Annotated in this window: 22 protein-coding genes and 1 tRNA gene; 13 read left to right on the top strand and 10 right to left on the bottom strand. The window is 46.6% G+C overall.

Features of this window, described 5'->3' with window-relative positions:
* Position 1 precedes the first annotated feature (1 nt).
* Both metG and ACI3EZ_RS03100 read right to left on the bottom strand, forming a co-directional pair.
* The gene (gene metG / locus ACI3EZ_RS03095; RefSeq protein WP_405024487.1) at positions 2-2026 is read right to left on the bottom strand and encodes a methionine--tRNA ligase; all 2025 of its coding nucleotides are present in this window, start codon (positions 2024-2026) and stop codon (positions 2-4) included.
* Positions 2027-2109: 83 nt separating this feature from the next.
* Positions 2110-3369 carry a hydroxymethylglutaryl-CoA reductase, degradative gene (locus ACI3EZ_RS03100; RefSeq protein WP_405025491.1) on the bottom strand — a complete coding sequence of 420 codons (1260 nt, stop codon included), beginning with the start codon at positions 3367-3369 and terminating at the stop codon, positions 2110-2112.
* A gap of 116 nt (positions 3370-3485) precedes the next feature.
* Here ACI3EZ_RS03100 and ACI3EZ_RS03105 point away from each other — a divergent pair, with 116 nt between their 5' ends.
* The 6 genes from ACI3EZ_RS03105 to dltD all read left to right on the top strand — a co-directional run bounded on the left by ACI3EZ_RS03105 (position 3486) and on the right by dltD (position 8985).
* Positions 3486-4292: a transporter substrate-binding domain-containing protein gene (locus ACI3EZ_RS03105; protein WP_405024489.1), complete on the top strand. Its 807-nt coding sequence runs from the start codon at positions 3486-3488 to the stop codon at positions 4290-4292.
* Positions 4293-4445: 153 nt separating this feature from the next.
* Positions 4446-4586 carry a teichoic acid D-Ala incorporation-associated protein DltX gene (locus ACI3EZ_RS03110; protein ID WP_405024490.1) on the top strand — a complete coding sequence of 47 codons (141 nt, stop codon included), beginning with the start codon at positions 4446-4448 and terminating at the stop codon, positions 4584-4586.
* 73 nt (positions 4587-4659) lie between these two features.
* Positions 4660-6186 carry a D-alanine--poly(phosphoribitol) ligase subunit DltA gene (gene dltA, locus ACI3EZ_RS03115; protein ID WP_405025566.1) on the top strand — a complete coding sequence of 509 codons (1527 nt, stop codon included), beginning with the start codon at positions 4660-4662 and terminating at the stop codon, positions 6184-6186.
* Positions 6186-7424 (top strand): D-alanyl-lipoteichoic acid biosynthesis protein DltB, encoded by a 1239-nt coding sequence (dltB, locus tag ACI3EZ_RS03120; protein WP_405025492.1) that lies wholly within the window; start codon positions 6186-6188, stop codon positions 7422-7424. Before dltA ends, dltB begins: the two co-directional genes overlap by 1 nt.
* A 36-nt stretch (positions 7425-7460) precedes the next feature.
* Positions 7461-7700: a D-alanine--poly(phosphoribitol) ligase subunit DltC gene (gene dltC, locus ACI3EZ_RS03125; protein WP_405024492.1), complete on the top strand. Its 240-nt coding sequence runs from the start codon at positions 7461-7463 to the stop codon at positions 7698-7700.
* Entirely contained in the window at positions 7693-8985 is a 1293-nt protein-coding gene (dltD, locus tag ACI3EZ_RS03130; RefSeq protein ID WP_405025493.1) for a D-alanyl-lipoteichoic acid biosynthesis protein DltD, read from the top strand. The genes dltC and dltD overlap by 8 nt, the downstream gene beginning before the upstream one ends.
* Before the next feature lie 56 nt (positions 8986-9041).
* Here the strand turns inward: dltD and ACI3EZ_RS03135 are convergent, their stop codons facing one another.
* Positions 9042-9971: an exopolyphosphatase gene (locus tag ACI3EZ_RS03135; RefSeq protein WP_405024494.1), complete on the bottom strand. Its 930-nt coding sequence runs from the start codon at positions 9969-9971 to the stop codon at positions 9042-9044.
* A 12-nt stretch (positions 9972-9983) separates the two neighbouring features.
* A complete protein-coding gene (gene trpS, locus ACI3EZ_RS03140) occupies positions 9984-11003 on the bottom strand; it encodes a tryptophan--tRNA ligase (protein WP_405024495.1) in 1020 nt (339 codons plus the stop codon).
* A 293-nt stretch (positions 11004-11296) separates the two neighbouring features.
* On the opposite strand from trpS, the gene ACI3EZ_RS03145 reads away from it, so the two are divergent.
* From ACI3EZ_RS03145 to ACI3EZ_RS03160, 4 genes are all read left to right on the top strand, one after another.
* Positions 11297-11369, top strand: a tRNA-Thr gene (locus ACI3EZ_RS03145).
* Between the two features lie 191 nt (positions 11370-11560).
* Complete coding sequence (locus tag ACI3EZ_RS03150; RefSeq protein ID WP_405024496.1) at positions 11561-12148, top strand: sigma-70 family RNA polymerase sigma factor; 588 nt, start codon at positions 11561-11563, stop codon at positions 12146-12148.
* Positions 12149-12271: 123 nt separating this feature from the next.
* Complete coding sequence (locus tag ACI3EZ_RS03155) at positions 12272-12718, top strand: DUF805 domain-containing protein (protein ID WP_405024497.1); 447 nt, start codon at positions 12272-12274, stop codon at positions 12716-12718.
* A 13-nt stretch (positions 12719-12731) separates the two neighbouring features.
* Positions 12732-13604: a DNA/RNA non-specific endonuclease gene (locus ACI3EZ_RS03160; protein ID WP_405024498.1), complete on the top strand. Its 873-nt coding sequence runs from the start codon at positions 12732-12734 to the stop codon at positions 13602-13604.
* 120 nt (positions 13605-13724) lie between these two features.
* Here the strand turns inward: ACI3EZ_RS03160 and ACI3EZ_RS03165 are convergent, their stop codons facing one another.
* Complete coding sequence (locus tag ACI3EZ_RS03165; protein WP_405025494.1) at positions 13725-15092, bottom strand: sugar porter family MFS transporter; 1368 nt, start codon at positions 15090-15092, stop codon at positions 13725-13727.
* 169 nt (positions 15093-15261) lie between these two features.
* Positions 15262-18759, bottom strand: a complete 3498-nt coding sequence (locus ACI3EZ_RS03170) for an MMPL family transporter (RefSeq protein WP_405025495.1) — start codon at positions 18757-18759, stop codon at positions 15262-15264.
* Positions 18760-18970: 211 nt separating this feature from the next.
* On the opposite strand from ACI3EZ_RS03170, the gene ACI3EZ_RS03175 reads away from it, so the two are divergent.
* Complete coding sequence (locus ACI3EZ_RS03175; RefSeq protein WP_405025496.1) at positions 18971-19597, top strand: TetR/AcrR family transcriptional regulator; 627 nt, start codon at positions 18971-18973, stop codon at positions 19595-19597.
* 58 nt (positions 19598-19655) lie between these two features.
* On the opposite strand, the gene ACI3EZ_RS03180 is transcribed toward ACI3EZ_RS03175, so the two are convergent.
* Positions 19656-20864 (bottom strand): acetate/propionate family kinase, encoded by a 1209-nt coding sequence (locus ACI3EZ_RS03180; RefSeq protein WP_405025497.1) that lies wholly within the window; start codon positions 20862-20864, stop codon positions 19656-19658.
* A gap of 272 nt (positions 20865-21136) precedes the next feature.
* Between ACI3EZ_RS03180 and ACI3EZ_RS03185 the strand changes: the two genes are divergently transcribed.
* On the top strand, positions 21137-21730 hold the full coding sequence (locus tag ACI3EZ_RS03185) for a LysM peptidoglycan-binding domain-containing protein (RefSeq protein WP_405024503.1): 594 nt from the start codon (positions 21137-21139) through the stop codon (positions 21728-21730).
* Positions 21731-21793: 63 nt separating this feature from the next.
* Here the strand turns inward: ACI3EZ_RS03185 and ACI3EZ_RS03190 are convergent, their stop codons facing one another.
* Positions 21794-22891, bottom strand: a complete 1098-nt coding sequence (locus ACI3EZ_RS03190) for a DUF5937 family protein (protein ID WP_405025498.1) — start codon at positions 22889-22891, stop codon at positions 21794-21796.
* A 96-nt stretch (positions 22892-22987) separates the two neighbouring features.
* Here ACI3EZ_RS03190 and ACI3EZ_RS03195 point away from each other — a divergent pair, with 96 nt between their 5' ends.
* Entirely contained in the window at positions 22988-24361 is a 1374-nt protein-coding gene (locus tag ACI3EZ_RS03195; RefSeq protein ID WP_405025499.1) for an MFS transporter, read from the top strand.
* A 75-nt stretch (positions 24362-24436) separates the two neighbouring features.
* Here ACI3EZ_RS03195 and ACI3EZ_RS03200 read toward each other — a convergent pair whose 3' ends face one another.
* Together ACI3EZ_RS03200 and ACI3EZ_RS03205 are read right to left on the bottom strand one after the other, a co-directional pair.
* Positions 24437-25294, bottom strand: a complete 858-nt coding sequence (locus ACI3EZ_RS03200; RefSeq protein WP_405025500.1) for a LysM peptidoglycan-binding domain-containing protein — start codon at positions 25292-25294, stop codon at positions 24437-24439.
* A gap of 200 nt (positions 25295-25494) precedes the next feature.
* A complete protein-coding gene (locus tag ACI3EZ_RS03205; RefSeq protein WP_405024506.1) occupies positions 25495-26151 on the bottom strand; it encodes a TVP38/TMEM64 family protein in 657 nt (218 codons plus the stop codon).
* Position 26152: the final 1 nt, after the last annotated feature.

Below are 26152 nucleotides of genomic sequence, written 5' to 3' on the forward strand. Positions count from 1 at the left end.
GTTAACTAACCAGCGATCCGGCTGGAACGTCATCTGGCACTGTTAATAGTTGAACCTGATTGCCAAATTCTGCTGATAATAGCATCCCCTGGCTTAATTCCCCACGCATTTCCCGTGGCTTTAAGTTAGTAACGGCGATTACCTTTTTGCCAACCAGCTTGTCTGGCTCCGGGTACCACTCAGCAATCCCCGAAATAATTTGCCGGTCGCCCTCATCGCCGGCGTCAACGCGGAATTTCAAAAGCTTATCCGCATTGGCGACCCGGCTTACCGCCTTAATTGCTACCACCTTAAGTTCAACCTTATCAAACTTATCAAACCGAATTTCCTTCTTGGTAAGGGTCAACGTCGTCTTTTGCGGATCAAAATCGCCCTGCTTCGCATGAGCCATATTCTTCCGCCCCTTCGCCTTCTCGTCCTTACTCATCTTCCCTTTAAGGTACGCAACCTCTTCATCAACGTCTAAGCGCGGAAAAAGTGGTGTTCCCTTAGCAACAACATGTTCGCCTGCCGGAAGATCATCGTACTTGGCATCCGTCAACATTACCTGATCCGTTGGTAGCCCAAGCTGTGCAAAAATCTCCTGGGGCGCGTGTGTCATTACTGGTTGAAGCATAATGGCCGCAAACCGCAAACTTGCCGTGAGGTGGGCTAATACGCTATCAAGCTGATCCTGGGCGTTATCATCCTTTGCCAACTTCCATGGTTCCGTCTCGTCAATGTACTTGTTTGTCCGGTTAATTAACTGCCAGACTGCCGCTAAAGCATCTGCGAAGTGATACCGGTCCATTTCCCGCTGGTACGCCGCAAAGGATGCCGCTGCAACCTTCTCCAGATCATTATCAACCGGTGTAACTTTGTGATGAAGAGCTGGAAGCACCCCGTTACGGTACTTATTAATCATGGCAACTGTTCGGTTTAACAGGTTCCCCAGATCATTTGCCAGGTCAAAGTTGACCCGGTCAATAAAGTCTTCGGGAGTGAAAATCCCATCATTACCAAATGGCAGCGCCCGGGCCAGATAGTAACGTAAGGCATCTAACCCGTAGCGCTCAACAATTAGTTCAGGATAGATGACGTTTCCCTTCGACTTTGACATCTTACCGTCCTTCATCAAAAGCCAACCGTGGCCCACAATGTGTTCCGGTAACGGAAGATCCAAAGCCATTAAAATAATTGGCCAATAAATCGTGTGAAAACGAACAATCTCCTTCCCCACCATCTGAACATTAGCTGGCCAAAACTTCTTGAAGAGCGTGTCATCCTTCCCCATATAACCTAGCGCCGTAATATAATTGCACAGCGCATCAATCCACACGTACACCACGTGCTGGGGGTCATTAGGGACCTTTACTCCCCAGTTAAACGACGTCCGGGTAATAGCCAGATCCTCAAGCCCTGGCTTAATGAAGTTGTTGAGCATCTCTTTTTTCCGGGATACTGGAAGGATAAACTCAGGATGTTCGTCGTAATACTGAACGAGGCGATCAGCGTACTTACTCATCTTAAAGAAGTAGCAATCCTCCTCAACGAGTTTAACTTCATGACCAGACGGCGCTTTCCCCCCAATCATTTTTCCGTCATCATCGCGGTATACCTCAGCCAACTGGGATTCGGTAAAGTATTCTTCATCAGAAACAGAATACCATCCCCGATACTTTCCTAGGTAGATATCACCCTGATCAAGCAAACGTTGGAAAATCTTTTGAATGGCCCGCTCGTGGTAGTCATCCGTCGTCCGGATAAACTTATCGTTAGTAATTTCGAGCTTCTTCCATAACTGCTTAATATCAGCCGCCATCCCATCAACGTATTCCTGCGGTGTCTTTCCCTGCGCAGCCGCTTTTTGTTCGATTTTTAATCCATGTTCATCCGTCCCCGTTAAGAAGAAAACGTCATATCCTTGCAGGCGTTTGTAGCGGGCTAAAATATCACACGCTACGGTCGTATATGAATTCCCAATATGAAGCCGACCCGATGGATAATAAATTGGCGTTGTAATGTAAAACGTTGGTTGTTTGCTCATCCTGATTGTTCCTCCGCTAATCATTGTTACTAATGTAGTTAGTTTTCATTATAGCATGTTCCCTGTCCGGCTTTGAACCGGAGTTATGCGTGAGCGCGCACCCATTTAAGGGCCGCTTGGGCTCCTGCCGAATCCCGGGTATTTTGGGCGGTCATCCGGGCAACTACTGCTGGAATTTCCTCATCACTAGCGCCCACACTACGCGCGAGGGACTTTAATTGGAGTCGCATATGACCACGCTGAATTCCTTCTGTTACAAGGGCATATAATGCTGCCAAGTTCTGTCCTAAGCCAACCGTCGCAATCACCGTCATTAGTTCCCGCGCATCATTAACCCGCAACAACTCATGGTTAATCTTTACTAGGGGAACAATTTTAATTGATCCCCCAACGGTTCCTACCGGCATAGGAATGGTAATCCGTCCACACAATTCATTATCAACCACTTCCCACGTGGAAAGCCCCCGATAATGACCATCCCGGGAGGCATAGGCATGCGCTGCCCCCTCAATTGCCCGCCAATCATTCCCAGTAGCAATCACCACAGCATCCACCCCGTTCATAATTCCCTTATTATGGGTGACTGCCCGGTACGGATCTAACTGTGCTACTCGGCTGGCCATCGCAATCTTAACCGCCGCCTGAGCGCCATCAACCTGCCGTTTCGTTAGCAGCTCAACGGGTACGCAACACGTTGCTGTAACAAGACACTGGGTCGTGTAGTTAGAGAGGATACTCATTAAGACATCCTGATCAAACTGTTGCCGAATATACGTTGCCACGGCTTCCAGCATGGTATTCATCATGTTGGCTCCCATTGCTTCTAAGGTATCAACAATCAAATCCAGCGACACCAAATCATTATCTAGCGCCCGGACACGGACATTGCGGGCCCCCCCGCCTCGCTTTTGCAGCGATGGGTGGGCGGCATTAGCCACCGCCACTAACTGCTCCGCGTGGCTTTGTAGACTCCCGCTTAGGGAAACGACGTCGCGGACATTTTCTATAATTACCTGGCCAATCATCTGCCGGCTGGTAACTTCCGCATGAAAGCCCCCCGCTTTCTTTACGATTCCCGCTGCATTACAACTAGCGGCAATCACGGACGGTTCTTCCACAACCATTGGAATAACGTATTCCTTTTTATTAACAACGTAGTTTAACGCCAATCCTTCCGGAATCGTAAAGTCGGTCACATAATTTTCAATCATCGTGTCACCAATCGTCGGCGTCCGTGCCATCTTCTTCAACGTTGCACAATCGGCCTCAGGTAACATTCCTGTCTTCAAAATAGCTAAGCGGTCTGTCCATTTTTTTTGATAATACTTATTAAACGCCTTCACGTTTCAGTCCTCCTTAACGGATCCTTAGTAAAAACGCTAATCTTTCCTCTAGTTCAGCCATTATTTCCATTATATAATAGCATAGGTAGATTGATCATTTGGTGGAGGCCAGAAACGTGAAACATCTAAAAAAATGGTTAACAATTATTGTTACGCTGGCAAGCGTATTCATTCTATGCTCGTGCGGCCGGCAACAATCAAAGTCTAAAACATTAACAATCGGAACGGTTATGAATAATTCACCGTACTGTGCCGGCCAACCTGGGCAACTTACTGGATACGATATTAAGCTTGGAACGGCCATCGCCCAAAAAACAGGAATGAAGCCGAAATTTATCACTTACCAGACCGATGAGGACCTCCTTGCAGGACTTCGGCACGGAAAGGTAATGGTCGCCCTAGGTGCAACGGACCTGATTAATCTTCCAGACGGCAAGTACAGCACATCAAGCCCGTACCTGTACCCCACAAACGTCCTTTTTACTACTACTGCAAACAAGCACTCAACCGTCACCGGAATGACGGGATGTGCAGTTGGAATGCTTAAAAACGGGAACCAAGCAACCCTCCTTCGCCGGTTGGTTTTTCGGCCTAAACAATATCAATCAATGAACGCCTTGATTTCAGCAATTAATCGTGGCCAAGTCCAGGCGGGGATTGTAACTAATTTTCAATACACCAACTACCTTAAGGATCACCCCAGCTTAGTCCAACCAATGAACCCAGCAAATACAACTGAGCGGGGAAAAGTGCTTAAACAGATTAAGGGGAACGGAATTTATGCTCAGCAACTCGTCGCCGTTACGTACCACCACAAACAAGTCACCCAGACCGTTAATCGCGCCATTGACGACCTCCGCAACGAAGGAACACTTGCAAAGCTTTCGCAACAATTCTTCCAGCGAGATATGAGTAAACAATAGTGCTTAGGATTAATTATTGATTGATAAAGAACTAACCGTTCAATTTATTTGGGTGTTGATCTGAATTTTAATTCCCCGCCATTTGCGTTATAATTTTACGCGTTAGACTACTATCTTTTATGAAAGACCGTCACAGAAAGAGGGTTTGTGGACATGTTAAAGGCACTCAATGCCCATCCAGTATTGACGTTTTGTTTAAAGACCGCCTTTTTCTTTGCAGTGCTCCTCGCACTCGCATATCTCTACGGCTACTATGGCGTTGGTCGCGCTACGTTCCTTTATAATGAATTCTAAGCAATGTTAATTACCGTTCACCCGTGTGGACGGAAGTATTTGAAGCGGCTCGACCGTTTCGGAAAGTAGGATTATCTTGGAAAATATTGTTAACACACTTGACCGGGTTGCCCAGGCCAACTCCCAAAAAATCGCCTATGACGAACTTGGGGTAACACATACCTACCAGGACTTTTACGAGCAATCCAATGCCTTAGCTGCGTGGATTACCAACCAGAAGTTTCCGGAAAAGAGCCCCATCCTCGTATACGGTGACCATCAATTTGAGATGATTGTTGCCTTTACGGCCGCCATTAAAACTGGTCACCCGTATATTCCCGTTGAAACGGGGACGGGCTTAGAGCGAATGGATTCGATTATTGCAACGGCCAACCCTTTATTGGCAATCGCAATTGACGAATTTCCACACGCCGAACTAACAAACTTTAACGGGCAGGTTCTCAAAAACACTGACCTTAAACAAATTCTTGCAACACCTCAAAATTTTACGGTTACTAACCCTATTAACGGTCAGGACATTTTCTACATCCTGTTTACCTCCGGAACGACCGGAAATCCAAAGGGTGTTGAGGTAATGCATGACAATATTAAGTCATACATTGAATGGGAACTTAGCGATTCGTTTGGCATTCCAGAAGGTGCAAGCTACCTGGGACAACCGCCGTTCTCATTTGATATTTCAAACATGTCATGGTTACCTGCTCTTTTAACGGGGGGGAAGGTTATTGCCCTACCGAAGGCGGCGGTAGATAATTTTGCCAAGCTCTTTACCGTCCTACCAACACTTAAATTTAACGTCTTTACGGGAACCCCCTCATTTGCAGAAATGCTCCTTTTAAGTAAGGATTTCAACGCAGAGAAGATGCCTGAGATTAAAACGTTCTTGCTGTGCGGGGAAGAGCTAACCGTTAAAACAACGAAAGCCCTCCTCGAGCGGTTCCCGAACGCCCGTATTTTTGACCTGTACGGGCCAACGGAGGCTGCCGTTGCGGTTACAGCCTTCGAACCAACTAAGGAAAACATTCAAGGGCTTGACCGCCTCCCAGTAGGATACGCTAAACCGGGGGTTAAGATGCTTGTTATGAAGAATGGTCAGGTTCTTCCTGCCGGTGAAAAGGGTGAATCAATCATTATTGGGGACAGCGTGGCTCGGGGGTACATGAATAACCCTGAAAAAACGAAGGCTGCGTTCTTTGAATATAATGGTCAACCAGCATACCATACTGGTGATCTCGGGGTTTTGGATGCGGATGGCCTTCTTCACCACATGGGGCGAATGGACTTCCAAATTAAGCTCCACGGCTTCCGGGTCGAACTCGATGAAGTCCGAGCCAGCCTAGAAAAGAGCCCCCACATTAAACAAGCAGTGGCCGTCCCGCGGTATACAAAGGATGGTCAAGTAAGTCACCTGCTTGCCTACGTCATCCCGAAAGAAACGCCAGTCGATGAAAAAGAACTAACAAAGCAAATTCGTGCTGATTTGAACGGAATAATCATGGATTACATGATGCCCACTCAATTTATCTACCGTGATTCATTCCCGCTCTCCGCTAACGGTAAGATTGCGGTTAAGGCACTAATCAAAGAGGCTAACTCATAATGGCAATTATGCATTGGTTATCAGGTTTACCCAGTTTTTCTGCGTACGGTACTCCCGGCTATCTGCTGGTTTTACTGATTGCGTTGATCCCGTTGGGCATCGGGCTATACTATGGTAAACGCTTTGATTGGTACGAAGTAATCATCAGTGCGCTGTTTTTATTCGTCATGTTTGATGGGGCGAACGCTCCCCAAATGATTTCCCTAATTGGGTACGTCATTTACCAAACAATTATTGTAACGTGGTACTACCATTACCGACAGCAACATAACCAGTCATGGGTCTTCTACCTAATTACGTTACTAACCCTCATTCCCTTAGTTATTGTGAAAGTGTCCCCCGCGATGGTCGGACACGACTCCTTATTAGGATTCATGGGAATCAGTTACATGACTTTCCGGGCAACCGGAACGGTAATTGAAACCCGGGACGGAATGGTAAAAGATTTCTCGTGGTGGACGTTTGTTCGGTTTACACTGTTCATGCCAACCATCACTTCCGGGCCGATTGACCGGTACCGGCGGTTTGCCAAGGACTACCAAAAGGTCCCTGACCGCGAAAAATACATGGACTTGGTCCAAAAAGGGATTAAATACCTGTTCCTTGGATTGCTGTATAACTTCATTATCGATCACTTCTTCGGGGCGGTGTGGTTGCCAGCGGCCGAGGCGCAAGCAATGCAGTATGCACCCCACATGTCATGGTGGGTTGTTGCCGTCATGTACCTGTACGGGATGCACCTGTTCTTCAATTTTGCCGGGTATTCCTTATTTGCCGTAGCGTTCAGTTATTTTATGGGCGTTGAAGCACCAATGAACTTCAACAAACCATTCAAATCAAAGAACATTAAGGAATTCTGGAACCGGTGGCATATGTCACTGTCCTTCTGGTTCCGGGATTACATCTTTATGCGGTTTGTCTTCATGGCAACTAAAAAAAGGTGGTTCAAGAACCGGAACGTTCTGTCCGCAATTGCTTATATTCTGGACATGACAATCATGGGATTCTGGCATGGTGTAACGTGGTACTATATTTTATACGGGCTCTTACATGGGATCGCCCTAGCCGTTTGCGACTGGTGGGGTCGGTTCAAACGTAAGCACCTCAAGAAGATGCCGCATAACAAGGTTACGAATGCCATTGCGATCTTTGTTACGTTTAACTTTGTTATGCTAACATTCTTATTGTTTAGTGGTTTCCTCAACACCCTGTGGTTTAAGGGTGCCCGGTTACTCTAGTTAATAAACGTGTAATTATAAATGGAGGGATTTATCATGGAAGAGGACATTAAAAACATTCTTGCTGACGCAACTGGACGGGACGCTGCGGATTTTGCTGACAACAATCAGGACCTCTTTGAATCAGGATTAATGGATTCAATGGCAACGGTTAGTTTTCTGTTAGCGCTACAGGATAAATACGACATCAACGTCCCGGTTTCGGAATTTGACCGGAGCGAATGGAATACAATTGACAAAATTGTCGGAAAGGTCAAGGAACTACAAAATGACTAAGCGTAAACTGTGGCGGATCTTCGGCCCGGTTCTTATTGCGGTTCTCTTAATCGTCGGCTTATTTTCTCTTCCCATTGGGAACCACCATTCCCTATTAACCGAAAAAAAGGCGGCGGTATCCCTTAGTCCGCTGGTAATGAAAAACGAGTCACTTAAAGTAGAGGCGCTTTCTGACAAGAAGGCCAACTTTGTTCCGTTCTTCGGATCAAGTGAATTTAACCGAATGGACCGGTACCACCCAGCTGTAATGGCTGCCCGGTATCATGGCTACATCCCGTTTTTCTTCGGTAAGAAGGGCGCCCAGTCCCTTCCACAGTACATGAACATGGCGATGATGCCAAAGGAAATGCAAGGACGGAAAGTCGTCTTTGTTGTCTCCCCTCAGTGGTTCGTTAAGGGTGGAATTAAGCCGGGGGCTTTCCAGATGTACAACGGAATTTTGCAAAACCTCATGTGGTTACGCCAAGCTAACCCACATTCCCGGTATGACCGGTACGTTGCCAAGCGGATCATCAAGCTAATCGGAACGGACAACATGACTGCTGTTTACTGCAAGCGAATTGCAAATGGTCAGTCGCTGTCTGGTCTGGATAAGACAGTAATCAACCTTCGCATTAACTTCTTAAAACACGAGGATGCGCTGTTCTCTGAAATTTCGCTAAATAACAATTATGAAACCCGGATTAAACCGAAGGTTAACCAGCTTCCGTCAAGGTACAACTATGATGCTTTAATTAAACAGGCTCAACGCGATGCTAAGCCAGAAACATCAAATAACCGGTTCGGGATCAATAACCAGTTTTACAATAATGAAATTAAGGACGTTCTCCCGGATTTAAAGGGCGAGCAAAAACATTTTAACTATACACAATCAGTTGAATTCAGCGACTTCCAAACGGTCCTGCACCAATTTAAAAAGACGCATACGAACGTTATTTTTGTCATTCAACCGGTTAACACTAAATGGGAAGCCTACACTGGCTTGCCGATGAAGATGTACTACCAGTCAGTAGCCAAAATTAAGTTCCAATTGCAACAGCAAGGGTTCAACAATATTGTGGACTTCTCCCGTGATGGGAGTAAACCAGCCTTTATGAACGATACAATTCATATTGGTTATGCTGGTTGGGTTGCATTTGATAAAAAGGTTAGCGGCTTTATCGATCATAAACAGCCAACCCCCCACTATCACATGAACAAGGCGTTCTTATCCAAGAAGTGGCAGAACTTAAAACCAACACAGCAGAATCTAAATAAATTCAAACAAACTAAACTAGACAAATAAAAGAATCCCGGAAGAACAGTAATCTTCCGGGATTCTTTTATTACTATTACCTAAGCCTACTTCCCAGTTACATCACCGGCAGTTAACTCGGCGAGTAGCCCCTCACGAACACCGCTTTCTGAGAAAAGCACCTTTGCTGGGCAAAGGCGTTCAATTAGTTGAACAACCGGGGTAAGGCCGCCTAAAATAATATCTGCCCGGTCACCTTCAGCCCCCAGAAGTCGCCGTCGTTCATCGATCCCGACACCTAACCACTGCTCGTATAAGTCAAGAATCGTCGCTGGCGCCACCGTTACCCCGTGGAGTTGCTGGTTTGAAGCATTCATATCATTCAATTCATAACGCGTAACAACCCGATTCGTTCCCCCAATTAAAACAATTGGTTTCCCAAAGCCCTGCTGCAGCCACCGAAATTGATTTAACTGAGTGCTTAATAGACGTTGGAGTTGGGCAAGTTGTTGCCCGGTCACGCGGTCTTGTAACCCAAACCGCTCGCTCATGCTAACCGCCCCCCAAGGAACGCTCGCACACCCCAAAAGTTGGCAATTCGCTCCCACGGCCACCTCAAAGCTACCGCCGCCCATATCACACATAATAAAGTCACGCACTCCCAACGTGTTAACCACCCCAAGGAAATCGTAACGGGCCTCTTCTTCCCCGCTGAGGATTCGAATAGTGCACCCGGTTTGTTCCTCAACGCGCGTCACCAGTGCCTCCGGATTCCGCGCATTCCGCACTGCGGCTGTTGCAATTGCCACAACCCGGTAATCGGAAAGTTGCGTATATTCTTGCTGATATTCGCAGACCGTTGCCATCACCCGGTCAATTGCTTCTGGTTGAAGCTTTTGGGTCATTCCCATTCCTGCAGCCAACCGGGTCATTTGTTTTCTCCGAAGCGTTTCCTGCCAGTCCCCAGTTGGTTGCTGCGTATAAACGGCAAGACGGGTCGAATTAGAACCAAAGTCTAAAATTACCAAGTTTTTCATTTGCTGCCTCCATTAATCGAAGTAGTTAACTCCGATTGCCCGCCGCACTTCCGCAAGCGTCTGGTTCGCCACCTCGTTTGCTCGGGCACTCCCTTTTTTAAGGATGGCATACACGGCACTCATGTCCCGCGCGAACTCCTGCCGCCGTTGCCGGATTGGCGCTAAGACGTCTTCGAGCACTTCATTCAGGTAACGTTTAATCTTCACATCACCAAGCCCCCCGTGTTGATACTGGGCCTTTAACTCGGCAACCTTCTCCTGATCATCCGCAAAGATATCCAAATAGGTAAAGACCATGTTCCCCTCAATGTGGCCAGGATCCTCAACGTGAACATGGGTAGGATCAGTGTACATTGACATAACCTTCTTCCGAAGCGTGTCAGCATCATCTGCCAGATAAATGGCATTGTTCAATGATTTACTCATCTTTGCATTACCATCTAACCCCGGCAGCCGTCCAGAACCCTTGGGCGGGAAGATCCCCTGTGGTTCAACCAACACATCACCATAAATTGAATTAAAACTACGAACAATTTCACGCGTTTGTTCAAGCATCGGTTCCTGATCATCCCCGACCGGAACCAAACTAGCCTTAAATGCCGTAATATCAGCAGCCTGACTTACCGGATAAGTGAAGAACCCTGCTGGAATAGACCGTTCAAAATCCTTTTGCTTAATTTCCGCCTTTACCGTAGGGTTTCGCTCCAACCGGGAAACCGTTACTAGGTTCAGGTAATACAGGTTTAACTCCGAAAGAGCCGGAATCTGCGATTGCACAAAAATAGTGGTCTTCGCAGGATCAATCCCAACGGCTAGGTAATCCAAAGCAACCTCCGTTAATGAACGCCGGATTTTTTCCGGATCACGGGCGTTATCAGTAAGGGCTTGCTGGTCAGCAATCATGATAAACGGCTCGTACTTCCCCGTGTTTTGTAATTCAACCCGCTTCTTTAACGAACCAATGTAATGACCGATGTGAAGCTTTCCGGTCGGGCGGTCCCCCGTTAAAATTACCTGCTTTTGTTCACCCATCGTATCTCCTCCTTAAGTAAAAAACGACAGCGTCCATCCATAGGACGCTGCCGCGTGGTACCACCTACGTTGCGGGAAAATCCCGCCACTCTTTACGTTATCTATTTTCTACCCTCACGAACCCACTTCGCTTGACCACGAAACTTTTCAACACCCGTTTCTCTCTGTCACTGGCCCCGCTACTTCCTTCGCTTCATTAGGATTACCCCTATTATAACGAATTTTAGGGGGAATTAAAATTCCTTATTGCAAAAGAATCCTAAATATAATATACTTTTATGGTACTTGATTATGCTACCTTAGCTCAGTAGGTAGAGCATCACCATGGTAAGGTGGGGGTCGTCGGTTCAAACCCGATAGGTAGCTTTAATGATTAATACGATGGCCGTTTTTTGCACCGCTGTTATGGCGTTACGCAAGGAGCGGTTTCTTTTTATCCAAAACTAAAATTCCCCCACTATTCTCATTAAAAAATCACAATTCATGCTCATTTTTGACTATCACTTCTCCACTAGAACCCTTATATTTAAGCCACGGTTCCACACATGGAGGGTCTTATGGCAAACACCCGTGCCGATTTGCAGCTTTGGGCTTACTATGCATCACCAACTAGTGCTAATTTCAACGCACTGTTTGACCAGTATTCTCCGCTGGTTCGCAGTATGTTAAGCCGGGTACGTTTTATTCCTGGCTATGACTGGGACGATCTTGAACAAGAGGCCCGCATCGTCTGCTGGCGGGCCGTGACTTCCTTTTCATTAACAAACGATGTCTCGTTTGGGGCATATTTTCGGGTTTGTCTTGCGCACTGCATTGCTGGATTAATCCGTGAAGCCCACACGCAAAAAAGAGGAGTTGCGTTTGCAACAACGTCGCTTGAACATTTTGTTGATACCAGGGGGATTCACCCCAGCGATACCATTGCACACGCATCATCCGCTGAGGATATTGTTATCCTGCGCGAATGGCTTCGACTTTATACGGAACAGTTGAATGTCCGGGAAGCGTTCCTTTTACGGAACTTTCTGACAGAACCCCACTGTTCCGTCTCAACCCTTGCACGGCAAATGCAATGCTCCCGTTCATCAGTTTACAGTCTCATTTACCGATGTAAGGTAAAGCTGCGCCAGTCATCTTCCCAGTAATTACACTTCCACAGTGGAACCGAACCACCGGGCTTTCCGGTGGTTTTACATAATAGCATCGGTCAGTTGAAATCTCTGGTAAAATGGAAGTTAGTTATCATTTACTAAAGGAGCCCAATTACTATGTTTCAGAATATTTTTCACGTGTGGACTGATGCTTTTCGGTATATCTTGAACTGGCGCAACCCGGTTAGCAGGAAAAAATTCTGGTACACCCAGTTAATTCTCCTTCCTATCGCCATTGTTTTTGCAATTATTAAATGGTTCTCATGGGGGCACTCAAGTCTACTCATCACCGTTGCAATGCTTATCATCACCGTTTTCTTTGCCGCCAACTGCCTGGCCTCCCTTAGCCTGGTAGCACGCCGTCTCCGTGATGTAGGCTTCAGCCTGAACGCAGTCATTCTCTTCTTCTGCGCAATGTACCTCGTGCGTCTTTTTTCCGGGGTTGTTTTTACGGTAATCTTCATTCTTGAATTAGTTGTCCTGATGTTTCCGACTAATAAATTCCGTGTTGCCCCCCAAAGCATCTGGACAGTGATTTGTGAACCGCGCGATAGTCATAAATAGGGAGAAACTAAGTATGAGAAAAAAACACAACTGGCTTGGGCGAATTACCACGGCATCACTTGTCCTCCTAACAATTCTTGGAGGAACTATTACCGCTACTATTCCGGGGATTTCCCGGCCAACAATTACTTCTGTTTCTGCTACCAGTGATATTTCAACAGCGACACACCTTGCAAGCCTTGACTACCACCCAGGAACCTCCCCGGTTGTCCAGGTTAACGGGGGAAAAGCCACCCTGTCACTAAACGACTGGCATTCTAACCATGTTGAGTACAGCCACCTTGATCAACTTAACCGGACAGCGGCGCCCGCAACTGCCATGTTACTACCGCGTAACGTGGCAAATGACCAATTACGGGAACGGCAAACAGTCAAACCCACCGGTTGGCACCAGAAATTTAACCGCCACCACACGGCAATTCTAAACCGTGGGCACATCATTGCCTATTCACTTTCAAAGGGCATTGCAACTACGGGTCAGTATGATCCCGGTCAACAATCAGGAGACCAGAATAACCCACGTAACCTCTTTACCCAAACAGCATTTTGCAATCAAAAACTCCAGACAATTTATGAAGAAAAAGTGCGGCATGCCCTCCGGGACGGTGCCCGGGTTATTTACCGGGTACAGCCCATCTTTCAGGGGAATGATTTGATGGCAAAGGGAGTATGGATGCAAGCGATTGGCTCAAACGGCCTTAACTTTAACGTTTACCTGTATAACGTCCAGCCCGGTTATCAGTTTAACTATCAGGACGGAACATCAACCAGTGATCCAGCAATGACCATCCCAACACCGCCAGAAGCACCCCACTATGACCATTACCGGGTTCATGGAAATATACGGCATCACTATCACCGCTATCGACGGACTTACCGCTGGTAATTGCTGTTTAAAACAATAAATACGAAAAAACGAGCACGCTGGAAGTTTAAAACCCGAACTATAAATTCGGGTTTCTACTTCCGCCGCGCTCGTTTACTTTTACTCAAGGGCCCTTTTTAATTACCCTTTTCCCTTCATGTACTGCTGCTCAATTTCCTCTAACGTATGGCCCTTTGTTTCCGGAACAACCAGCCAAACAAAGAGGACCGCTGCAAAACAGACTAATCCAAAGATTCCAAAAACAGTCGCCTGCTTCATTATTGCCGTCATTACCGGAAAAACAAGCCCAACGACAAACGCTCCTACCCAATTAAGGGCGGACGCTAAGCCTGATGCCTTTCCGCGAACAGCCAATGGAAAAATTTCGCCAACCAACACCCACGTTAACGGCGCCCACGTAAACCCGTAAAACGCGACGTAAATACATAGCAGAACTAACGTAATTAATGGATTAGCGTGTGGCCAAAGCCAGTTAATCACTACTGGGAGAACAAATGCTAGCCCCATCCCAACACCGCCAAAAATCAGGAGGGTTCGCCGGTTAAAGTGACTCGCAATAGCCAGGAAAACAAACGATGCTCCCAAAAGAATCAGTCCCTCAATCACAGGCCACATTAGGTTAGATGCTGCCGCATGCCCCGTTGCTTGGGCCACGATTAACGGAATGTAGTAAAAAATCGCATTTACTCCGATAAACTGTTGCAATCCCGCAACGCCGACACCCGCAATTACCAATGCACGATATTTCCCCGTCAGCATTTGGCCATACGGAAGAGCGCGCTCAGTCGCATCTTGCACACTGACCTGCTGAATCGTTGCAATCTCCGCATCAATGTTTGCATCAGGCTGCATTACCCGCAAAACCTTGGTAGCGGCCGCACGGTTCCCTTGAACCATCAAAAAGCGGGGCGTTGCTGGTAACTTCAAACTTCCAACCAAAAGAACCAACGCCGGAACAGCCGCCATTCCAAGCATTGCCCGCCATGCGAAGGAGGCGGGTAAGTCCTTCAAGCAATAATCAACCACGTACGACAGTAACGTCCCCGCTGCAATCATGGTGAAATTAATTCCCGTCATCCGTCCCCGTAACCGAGCTGGTGCCATCTCAGCCATGTACGCCGGGACGATCGCCGAGAGGGCCCCCACGGATAACCCAAGAATAATTCGAACAGCAATCAATAACCATCCCCCATCATTCGGAACAACTGCCGAAATAAGAGAGCCACAGGCAAAAACCGTTGCTGCTACGGTGATCATGGTTTTACGGCCATACCGGTCTGCCCACCGACCAGCTAATAACCCCCCAAAGATTGCCCCAAACATCAGCGACGACGTAATCATCCCGATGATCAGCGCGTTATGCATGTGCCAATCAAGCTGGAGAAATGGCAGGGCTCCGGTCATTACCCCAATATCATACCCAAATAGAATCCCTCCAAATGAACCAAAAAAATATACGTACGCGCGCGCGAGCCGTTCTCTTTGCATCTAAATCCCCCACTTTTTTCAGTTTCTCTCGATATATTGTAAGCAAAATAACGCGGCATGCACAGCACTTTGCTCATAAAATTAGAATTCTTCAAAAACGATTTTAACTCCTAAAAAAGACCAGCTGCTTTGCTGGTCCCTTTAGATTATATCCCTTAATTCACGTTAACTACCTTTTCCGGCGCCGCACAACCTCGGCTTCCTTTTCCATCCGGTCCGTGAGCGGATACGTTAACCGTAACAGGCTCGGGATAATTAGTGGAATGGCAAAGACCAGAATAATTAACCCAATAATTACCACAAGGGCTACCTGAATCAACGTCAGCACACCTGATGGAATCAACGCGGCAAACGTCCCACTCAGGATAGCAGCCGCGGAAATGACTACCGCTCCGATTTCTAAGGCCGCCGTCACAATCCGTTTAGCTGGCGTTGCCGAACCCATATCAAATTCACGGTACCGCATCATCAGGAAGATACTATAATCAACTCCCAACGCGACAAGAACAACAAAGCCGAAGAATGGTGTATTCCAGGTCAACATTGAATGACCCATCGTTATGGCGCTAATCCACCGCGTAATGTTTAACGCCATGACGTACGCCAAGAGAAGGGTCCCAATGATGTAAAACGGCTGGAGAACCGACCGGGTAATTACCATCAGTGCCAGAAGAATTCCCGTTAGCATGATCGCTGCTGTCCGCATAAAGTCACTTTGTGCTACCTTATGCGTATCGTTTGTCTTGGCGGATTGTCCGCCTAAAGCAACGGTTGCCCCAGCAAGTGGCGTCCCCTTCACTGATTGGTTAACGATTGCCCGCAGTTCATCAACCTTATGCATTGCCCGCAATGAACTCGGGTTCATGTCCAGAATAATCGTAAACTTAACGGCCTTCTTATCGGCTGATAAGTACGCATCCTTTGCCGTCTTATACGTCTTACTCCGCAAAACATTCTTTGGCACGTAGTACGTATCTGCCGCAGCAGAATTCTTTAATCCTGTCAGATAACTATTAGCCGTCCCAACGCCGTCGTTGATCTTCTGGGCACCAGCACTCGCCGTTTGTAACCCATACTCAAGCTGCTGCATCTGACCAAGGAGACCCTGCATCTCCGTTGCCATCTGGGTAACCCCATCGTTTAGCGTGACTAATCCAGCCGTCAACTCACCCTGTTTAGTTGCCAGGAGTGCCGCCCCATTCTCAAGCTGGTTAGCGCCAGCGGCCGCACTTGCCACCCCATTAGTGTACTGTTGGAGACTGTTTTGCATCCCGCTTGCTCCATTTTGGAGCTGGCTAAGCCCATTTGCTACCTGAGCAGAACCGTTTTGTAACTGACCAAGAACACTGGATAACTGGCTAGCCGACGATTCGAGCTGATTCAGTTGCTGCTGCATTGCACCCACGTTCATCCCGTTAGCCTGCTGCTTTAAGTTATTCAACTGGTCACTCGCACTCTTCAGGGTGTTCAGTTGACTGGAAAGCTGACTTCCAGCCTGCTGAACGTTCCCCATATCGTTTTGAAGGTTCTGGGCCGCCGACTTAGCGTTATTAATAGCCCCACTGTTTTGTTGCTGCATCTGGCCAACAGCTTGCTGCAAAGCACCTTGCAGCTGCTGTTTTTGTTGCGGGGATAATCCAGAAACCGCTCCCGCTACCTGATTAGCCACCTGATTGGTATCAACTCCACTACCGCCCATCTTGCTAAGGGCCTGCTGTAAGGTAGCCGCGTCGTTTTTTGCCTGGTTACTGTTCTGTTCAAGGGATTGAGCAGTTTGCTGGACCTTTCCCATATCGGGCATGTTATTTAACGCACTGAGCGCACTGTTCATCGAATTAAGCGCTGCATTTAACTGACTTAACTGTTGGGGATTTAACTGTGATTGAACCTGCTGTTGAACCTGACTCAAGCCGTTAGCCACCTGGCTGGCTCCATTCTGCAGTTGGCCAATACTATTAACCAACTGTCCCGTTCCGTTTTGAATAGCTCCCTGCTGGGCGTTCAACAGGTTAAGGCCGTTACCAAGCGTCCCGGCCCCGTTTGCCAACGCATTGGCCCCAGCCTGAAGTTGCTCACTCCCGTTTAATAACTGATTAGAACCAGCGGCCAGCATGTTAACCCCGTCAATGCCCCCCTGGAGGTTAGCGCCTTGCATCTGGGCAACTGCTCCGTTCAAACCATTACTAATCTGATTCAATCCCTTCCGGGCGTCCTTCATCCCGCTTGTGATTATTCCTAACTGATTCTTAACGTACAGCTGTTTAATCCGACTGCCACCAGGTTCCGTTACCGTTGCAACCGTCTTAACTCCCGGAACCCGTTGCAGTCTCTGAGCGAGCGCATCAATTTCCCGCAGGTCTTTTTCGTTATCCAACCGGTGATTAGTGCGGATATACAACGTCGTCGGCTCCGCGGTCCCCGGGGTGAAGTGTTTTTGTACAACGCGGAAGCCTTCCTTGGCTGGAAGCGTATCCCGCAGTTCAACAAGTGTATCGTAGTTCAGCGGATGACTCCCAGATAAAAGAAACGGTAATGCACATAAAATGGCAACGCCGAGTCCAAGAAGGGGCATCTTCACCGCATTGGACGAGATCCACCGCCACATCCTACTTTTACTGGACCCGTTAAACTGCTTAGTTGGCCAGAAAATCTTCTGCCCCAATAGCGCCATAAAGAATGGGTTCAACGTAAGCAATGCCAGCAGGAGCACCGCAACGGCCACGGCTACCCCAAGTGTTGACCTATAAATACTAAACTTTGCTAGCCCCAACGTCGCAAACCCAATCAAAACGGTGGACCCACTCATCAGGATCGTATGACCTGCCACCTTCAACGCATTGCGGGTCGCCGTTACCCGATCAAGGCCCTTACTGAGTTCCTCCTTAAACTGGTCAAACAGCAGGATATTATAATCCGTTCCAATCCCAAAGAGCACCACCACCATAAAGACCTGGGTAAAGTTTGATAGCGGAAATCCAAAATGCTTGGCGAAATTCATTACTACGCTCAATGAAATCAAAAATGAAATTCCCACTGAAAGGAGTGAGAAAATCGGGGTAAGCGGAGAGCGAAAGACGTACGCCAATACAATGAAGATAAAGATAATGGTGATTAACTCCGTCTTCTTAATTCCTTCTTCTGTCTCAGCGTCAAAGTCGTCCTGTAAGATGTCCGCACCGGTAACGTAGGTTTTTACCCCCGCGGTTTTTGCGCCCCGTTCAAGCCTTTGGCGCATCTGAGCAACGGGTTCCTTCTTATCGACATTTAATTGCAGAAGTTCCGTTGTCTTGTCCTTGGAAATCAACTGCTTTTTCGTATACTCATTTTCATTCGGCGCCGTCATCGCCTTAATGTGGTAGCGCTGTTTGTGTGCCTTAAGGTATGAAATTGTTGTGTTAATTCGGTGTTTCTGCTGGGCACTTAGCTTATCATTACCGTTATTAAACACTACAACAACTTCCCGCGTATTATCCATATGATGACCCCAATGGTTTTGAATCACCTGGGCTACCTGACTATTCGCTGATGCCGGAAGCTTAATTTGTCCCTTTTCTCGCACCAACGCATTAATATTTGGCATCATGAAAAGTCCCGCAAGGAGCAAAACAATCCAAACCAGCGCCTGAGCAACGTAACGCCGTTTATGCCGTTGATTTTGTTCGTTCATGATATTCTCCTTTCTTTCCTTTTCACTGTTTCTTGCGAAATAAACACAGTGTTGCTTTTCACGTACATGATAACGCGATTATAAACCTGCGACAACGGACAAAATCAGCAAAAGTGTTGCCTTAATCTTCATGGTTAATACTTTTTTGGGCAACAATGTGTTGTTTTAAAGAAAGAACATGGTAGGATAAACGTAGCGAGGGGGAATACATATGACAGTTCATGGAAAAATCGTAACAACCCAGCGGAAAATCAAGGCCGCCTTCATTTACCTGGTAAATGAAAAGGGCCTCAGTCGCGTTACCGTCAAGGATATTACTCAGGCAGCAAATATTAATCGCAGTACGTTCTACAAACACTTCGTGGATAAACCGGCGTTGGTTAGTTACTACGAACAAACCATCCTCACGGAAATTGCCGCTTCGTTAAATGATGGTTTCATCAAACACTTACCAAAAGACGGCGTAACAACGGCTGAATCCCAAATGAAACTGTACGCAACGGTTAATAAGATTGTGGATTATATCTACGAAGAGTTCGACCTTGCTAAGGCCCTTCTCGGTCCCAACGGAGATCCTCATTTTGAGGATAAAATTAAGCACTGGCTAATTGACATCATTGATAAAGACCTTGACATTATCAAGGGCAACCACCAGATGACAACCGCCATCCCTAACGATTACGCGCATGAAATTATCATTTCTCAGATTCTTGACATCATTAAACTATGGCTGACTAAGGATAACCCCGAGCCGCCCCAGCAAATTACCGAAATTATTATGCGTACCCGGTACATGAGCCCCCACGATATCTTGGGGGTTACTAACCCTGCAAATTAGTCAATAACCGGATCATCCTCAATAAGGATAATCCGGTTATTATACGCTATCTTGATAATTAATGGTTTGTACCCCGTTCGCGCTGCTGTTCTGCCTTAATCTGTTGGACCATAAACAACTCTTCGTTCGTTGGAACAAGGAAAACCCGGACTGTCGAATCCGGCGTTGAAATCAATCCTTCGCCCCCATGATTTAATTGCTTATTCTTTTCAGGGTCAAGTTTAATTCCAAGAAGTGCAAGTTGATGGCACACTTCCCGTCGAACGTAAGCATCATTTTCGCCGATTCCACCCGCAAAGGCAATGGCATCTACACCGCCCATTTCCACGGCATAACCACCCACAAATTTGACAATTCGGTTGATAAAGACATCCACGGCTAACTTAGCCCGTTTATTAGTTTTATACTGCGCCATAATATCCCGCATATCCGATGAAACCCCAGAAATTCCATACATTCCTGATTCCTTATTAAGAAGATCAAGTACCTCCCGGGCTGTTTTTCCCAATTTATCCATTAAAAAAGGAACAATTTCGGGATCAATATCCCCACTTCGGGTTCCCATCGTAATTCCATCAAGGGGCGTGAAGCCCATTGATGTGTCAAAGGCGTGGCCATCACGCTCGGCGGTAATTGATGCGCCGCCACCAAGGTGGAGGGTAATAATGCGGAGGTCACGGACATCCCGTTTAAGGAGGGTTGCCACCCGGTTCATCAAATATTCATGGCTAATTCCATGCTCTCCGTACCGGCGAATATGGTATTTTTCGGTATACCTATAAGGAAGACTATAAATAGCATTCATTTCTGGCATTCCCAAGAAGAACTTACTATCAAAAACCGCATACTGGGGAACGGCTGGCAGAATCCGCTGCATTAACTTAATGTACTTTGCCTCCATCGGGTTATGAAGCGGGGCATAGTCACTCATTGCAATAATCTTTTTCAACCGATTAGGAGTGACCCGTATTGCATGCTCAAATTCATGGCCCCCTGCGACTACCCGGTGACCCACACATGAAATTTTATCCAGCGTTGTAATTCCTAATTCCTGAATCTTATCGACAATTAACTGCGCAGCAGCTGCATACGTTAAATTATCAACTACCGTTTCGTCCTGCTTCCCGGCGTATTTGATAGTGAGTTTTGAATGGGGAAGATTAATCCGCTCCACTTCTCCCCGAGCCAAAAGCTCCTCCGTACTCATTCGAAATAATTTCCACTTAACCGACGAACTTCCCGCATTCATAAGAAGAATATGTGCCAATTAGACCATCCCCCAATCATTTTGTCCCTATTATACCGTACACCTACCCCAATACCCCTTTATTTATTAAATAGGTCTTAACAAAACCCGTTTTCGTTACAAAATATTACAAATATGGAGGAATATTACAAGAACAACTAATTTCGTAATTTAGCTGCTACATGAGTGTCACCTTCCGCCCGTATACTATGAATTGTTGGTTCGGGGGAACGATATCCCGAATGAGTAAGATGTTTAGCAAGTATCAAACATTACAGGAGTGAAGATATTTTATGAATTTAAAGAAGACACTTGCATCTGTAGCAGCATTAGGTGGAGTTTTTGCCGTTAGCGCCGTTGCAAAGGCCGACACGGTAACCGTTAAGGCGGGTGACACGCTTTCAGCATTAGCTCAAAAGTACAACACAACAGTTGACGAAATCGTTAAGCAAAACCACATTTCCAACGCTAACCTAATTTACGTTGGACAACAGCTTCAAATTGGAAACAACAGCCAATCTCAAACAAGCAACCAGAACAATGGTCAGGCTAACAACGCCGCCGCTACTGCTACTAATAACCAGAGCCAAAGTCAAGGTCAGAGCCAGAACAATAACCAAGTTGCCAACACGCAGAGTGATAACGGCAGTCAGCAGTTATCCGGTTCTGAAGCAGCTGCCCAGGCATGGATCGTTGCTCGCGAATCAGGCGGTAACTACAATGCTCGGAACGGCCAGTACATTGGTAAGTACCAGTTAAGCGCCAGCTACCTTGGCGGTGACTACTCACCAGCTCATCAGGACGCCGTTGCTAACCAGTACGTTGCTAGCCGGTACGGTTCTTGGGTAAACGCTCAGCGTTTCTGGGAATCACACGGTTGGTACTAAAATCTAGTATCAACTATTAAGCAAATAAAAAACAGGTTCGTTCTGGACCTGTTTTTTATTTGCTTAATTATTATTTTTATCTAAATATTCAAAGAAACGAGGCATCAACCTTGTAATCTTTCCCGTTACCCGATAAAAAACAAATTTTCCCTGCCGGTGCGGAATAATCACGCCACTCTCCTTTAATAGCTGCAAGTCCCGGGAAACGGTCGACTCAGCGCATCCTAGTGAACTAGCAAGCGTTTGAGTAGTTTGCGGCTGTTCATTTAGAACCATTAAAATCCGTAACCGCAAAGGGTCACCCAGTACCTTAAAAAGCCGCTCTAAGGACGGAAATACGTCCTGACTAGTAATTTTATCAAACCCATAATTAATAACAGCGTTATTTCGGCTCTGCGAAACAAACAGGTGCGGCCACGTAAACAAACTGGGAACTAAAAGAAGCACCCCAGAATCTCCAATATCAATCTCCTGATCAAAGGGCTTAGTAACCACGATTTTATTATTATTCCAAAAAATCCGGTCCCGTTGCAATGCATCAATCAAGTGAGAAAAACCGCGCTGCAAAAGTACCGTTTCCTCCTGAATTTCCTGCACAAGTCGGGGGACAATGCGTTGCTGTGTTAATACGTCCCCAAAAATTCTGCTCACATACATTGTTAGAAACTGTTTAAAACGGTGATAAACCATCACCGGATCAGTAGCTAAATCACTAATTAACCGTGAAGCCGATGTGGGGGCAAACCCACCCCATTCTGCTCCCCGTGCCAACGTGGGAATGAAGGCATTTTCTCGTTCAGTAATTAAGTGTTTAATCTGCTGAGTAACTCCAGCCGGATCCATTTCCTTTAAGTTGATGAAAAGTTGCTGAAATTCCGTTTCAAAGTCCCCCATAAACTTCGTAATTGCCGGAATTAAAAAGGCTGGGGTTTCCAGTTCGTATAATACCCGAAAATACTGTAAATCCGCGTACAGCTCTGGTGTCAGCCGGTCCTTAACCGCGAGCACCCACGCAAGATTTTGCCCGTGATGTTTTGGGTTCAATAGAACATGCAAGCTGCGAAAAAGCTCATTCACAGGTGATAATACAAACTGTATCCGCTGGGTTAACGCCGCTTCACTTGCTACGCCGTAATCTCCCACCGTAATACGAACACTCATTATAATCACTTCAATTCGATCTTTGTTGAATTAATGGATTCTTCATTAACCCGTATTTTATCATGAACAAGAATAAATTTAAAAGGAGTGGTTTTAATGAAACCAACCAAAGTCTACCCGTTAACCCGCATTCAAGAATGGTTTGTGGTGATAATTGCATCTACCGGAATGTTCTTATCAACCCTTGATACGGGAATCATTAACGTTGCTTTGCCGTTTTTTAAAGCGTACTTTCACACCACTACAAACACGGCCGCCCTCACAGTCACGGGATACGCAACTAGTCTAGCTATCTTTATTATGTTTTTCGGTGTTCTTAGTGATCAGAAAGGCAAACTCCGAATCGCAACGCTTGGAATGGGACTGTTTATGACCGCATCACTTTTATGCGGACTTGCTAATAACATTACCCTCATCATCCTGTTCCGCGTTATTCAAGGAATCGGGGCAGCCGCACTACAGGCAACCTCTGCTTCACTAGTCACCACCCTAATCCAACCAGCAAGGCAAAACCGTGCCATTGGAACAGTGGGAATTATGATTGGTCTGGGGCCAGTTCTTGGACCTTCGCTTGGCGGGATTCTTCTTGCCCTCGGATCATGGCGACTAATCTTTTTAATTAACGTTCCGTTTACCCTAATCGGAATTATCTGTGCGGCAATTCTTAATAGTCAAATTCAAGAACGTACCACCGGACAAGGTATTGATTACTGGGGATTTATCGTCAACGCCATTTTTATCGTAAGTCTCCTTGGAGGATTAAACGTCCTCGAAAAACCAGCGGAAAGATTATCCGGGGTGGTCCTTCTCGGAGTTGCGGGGATTACTGCATTTATTCTGTTTAAAATCGAACACCACCGCACCACACCGTTAATTGACATGACAATCCTAACCAGGAAAGTGCCTCTTATTTTACTAACACAAACCATGCTGTTTGGCTTTGCATCGGCAATGATCTTCCTTCTTCCGCCGTTTTTATTTGAAAACATTATGCACGTTAACACCGGGATTACCGGTCTCCTGGTGCTTGGTGCCCCTGTTGGTATCGCTATCTTTTCTAAGATTACCGGCAACATTAACGACGGGACCCGTAACCGGACGTTTATTCTTAGTGGAATCGGAATTATGTTAATTAGCTTTATCGTTTTGCTACTTCTTCCGCCAACGGTTTCGCCGGTATTTATCACATTAGCCTTATTTATTTACGGAAGCGGTGGCGGGTTCTTTCAGCCAGCCAATATTACCGCTCTGATGCATGCTGTAGGATTCACCCTCCAGGGAAGCATGAGTGCCCTTCAACGAATGACCCAAAACATCGCTATCGCTTTAGGAAGTTCGGTAGGATCATTAATCATGGTTACCAATCGTTACCATGAATTAACAGGAATTCGAATCAGCTACCTCATCACACTTATTCTCATCGTTTTAGTTCTCATTATAAGTTGGCAAACACCCCGCCAATGCTCATAGTTCCAGTAAAATCCATAAAACAAAAACGGGAAGGTCATCTGGCCTTCTCGTTTTCAGTGTTATTTTTATCTGGTTTTAGTACCAACCACACTGCTTCCAGTGGTTTTCGGCATTAACCCATGAACCGTACCGGCTTGAAACATACTGGTTAGCAACCCGATCTTGGTTTGCCGGTGAGTAATCACCGTTCAGGTATGACCGTGATAACTGATACTTTCCGTAGTAATTTCCGTTCGTAGCGTTGTAATTACCACCTGACTCACGCGCAACGATCCACGCCCGAGCAGCATCATTAGCAGCGTCTAGATTATTATCCGATGACGTATTGTTTGTTGAAGCAGAAGCCTGAGTGGACCGAACAACCCGCTGAACCGTCCGGTTAGCGTTGTTGTAGTTAACCCGGTTTTGCTGTTGAGCGTACTGCTGCTCCTCACTTTGCTTCTGCTGAGCAGCCTTAGCAGCGGCGTTAGCTTCAGCCTGAGCTTTTTGCTGGGCAGCTTCCGCAGCAGCCTTCTGTTGAGCCTCTTGCTGTGCTTGAGCTGCTGCTTGGGCCTGAGCTGCGGCAGCTTGTTGCTGTTCCTTAGCAGCCTGAGCAGCAGCATCCTGAGCTTGCTGGGCAGCGGCGGCCTGAGCTTCTGCGTTTGCCTGAGCCTGCGCTGCAGCAACCTGAGCATTGGCATTTGCCTGGGCCTGAGCATCAGCCTGCTGAACGGTCTGCCCAATCTGGAGCTGTTGACCAACGAAAATCAAATTCGGGTTTTGCAGGTTGTTCTGCTGCGCAATCTGTGAAACTGTTGAATTAGTTTCCTGAGCAAAGCCCCAAACCGTATCTCCCTGCTGAACCGTAACAGTATCAGCATTGGCAGCAACTGAACCAGCGGCTACAACCCCGGCCATCGTTGCAACTGACATCAAAACTTTGTTTAACTTCATAAACTGCATTCACTCCCGTAAACTAACCTTTTATTTACAACTAATCTATTCCTAGTCCGCTAGGATAACTATCTTTAAGTATACGGGGCATATGTAACAGCGTTTTGCCAGTAAAATTACTAAACGGCGTTATTTTGTAACATAAGCGTTATTTTGTAACATTCTGTAATATTATCCATAACGAATAATTACTATCTACTTTACCGGGACCAGCGAGTAGTATGATGAAACCGATGGAAAAGGAGTACCCCCGCAATCAAAATTAATAGCCCGCCGCCAACAACTAATAAGCGCCGGTAATTCCCCCGTAAGAGAGCATCACCACCAAAGGCATACAAGAAAGCGGTCGGTAAACTTCCCCCGACGACCGCCATAATGATCTTAGAAATCTGAAGGCGTGCTTTTACCGCCGCGTAACTTACCAATACGGACGGAATTACTGGAATCATATAACCCAACATTGCGGTCATTCCCGGGTAACCCGTTGCTTGCAGATTAATTCGCGAACGGCTTTTATCCTGGGCCGGAAGCCTATCAAGGGTCATAATTACGCCGCCATTTCCTAGCGCCATTCCAATGATGTTCATTAGAAACCCTATAATTGGGCCATATGCAACTCCGTTAAACACACACACAATGGAACTCGATACACCAGGAACCGCCGTCATTGCAGCGGTCAATAAAATTAAAATTACTGCACTTACCGGGCCATGGTGGCGCAATAATTGCCGCAGACCTATCCGTCCCAGGGGTAATCCCAATTTAAAATCGGGATAATACTGGTGAATAACCAATATCCCTAAAATAATAATCAGGGTAATTCCCCCACCAACTAGCCATTTTCGTTTATCCTTCACG

Source organism: Ligilactobacillus sp. LYQ60, from assembly GCF_045033015.1.
Taxonomy (GTDB): Bacteria; Bacillota; Bacilli; order Lactobacillales; family Lactobacillaceae; genus Ligilactobacillus.

Bases quoted from the DNA above. Each gene is read 5' to 3' on its own strand.
- metG (WP_405024487.1), bottom strand. From the start codon at position 2,026: ATGAGCAAACAACCAACGTTTTACATTACAACGCCAATTTATTATCCA.
- ACI3EZ_RS03110 (WP_405024490.1), top strand. From the start codon at position 4,446: ATGTTAAAGGCACTCAATGCCCATCCAGTATTGACGTTTTGTTTAAAG.
- dltB (WP_405025492.1), top strand. From the start codon at position 6,186: ATGGCAATTATGCATTGGTTATCAGGTTTACCCAGTTTTTCTGCGTAC.
- dltC (WP_405024492.1), top strand. From the start codon at position 7,461: ATGGAAGAGGACATTAAAAACATTCTTGCTGACGCAACTGGACGGGAC.
- dltD (WP_405025493.1), top strand. From the start codon at position 7,693: ATGACTAAGCGTAAACTGTGGCGGATCTTCGGCCCGGTTCTTATTGCG.
- ACI3EZ_RS03135 (WP_405024494.1), bottom strand. From the start codon at position 9,971: ATGAAAAACTTGGTAATTTTAGACTTTGGTTCTAATTCGACCCGTCTT.
- trpS (WP_405024495.1), bottom strand. From the start codon at position 11,003: ATGGGTGAACAAAAGCAGGTAATTTTAACGGGGGACCGCCCGACCGGA.
- ACI3EZ_RS03150 (WP_405024496.1), top strand. From the start codon at position 11,561: ATGGCAAACACCCGTGCCGATTTGCAGCTTTGGGCTTACTATGCATCA.
- ACI3EZ_RS03155 (WP_405024497.1), top strand. From the start codon at position 12,272: ATGTTTCAGAATATTTTTCACGTGTGGACTGATGCTTTTCGGTATATC.
- ACI3EZ_RS03160 (WP_405024498.1), top strand. From the start codon at position 12,732: ATGAGAAAAAAACACAACTGGCTTGGGCGAATTACCACGGCATCACTT.
- ACI3EZ_RS03165 (WP_405025494.1), bottom strand. From the start codon at position 15,092: ATGCAAAGAGAACGGCTCGCGCGCGCGTACGTATATTTTTTTGGTTCA.
- ACI3EZ_RS03170 (WP_405025495.1), bottom strand. From the start codon at position 18,759: ATGAACGAACAAAATCAACGGCATAAACGGCGTTACGTTGCTCAGGCG.
- ACI3EZ_RS03175 (WP_405025496.1), top strand. From the start codon at position 18,971: ATGACAGTTCATGGAAAAATCGTAACAACCCAGCGGAAAATCAAGGCC.
- ACI3EZ_RS03185 (WP_405024503.1), top strand. From the start codon at position 21,137: ATGAATTTAAAGAAGACACTTGCATCTGTAGCAGCATTAGGTGGAGTT.
- ACI3EZ_RS03190 (WP_405025498.1), bottom strand. From the start codon at position 22,891: ATGAGTGTTCGTATTACGGTGGGAGATTACGGCGTAGCAAGTGAAGCG.
- ACI3EZ_RS03195 (WP_405025499.1), top strand. From the start codon at position 22,988: ATGAAACCAACCAAAGTCTACCCGTTAACCCGCATTCAAGAATGGTTT.
- ACI3EZ_RS03200 (WP_405025500.1), bottom strand. From the start codon at position 25,294: ATGAAGTTAAACAAAGTTTTGATGTCAGTTGCAACGATGGCCGGGGTT.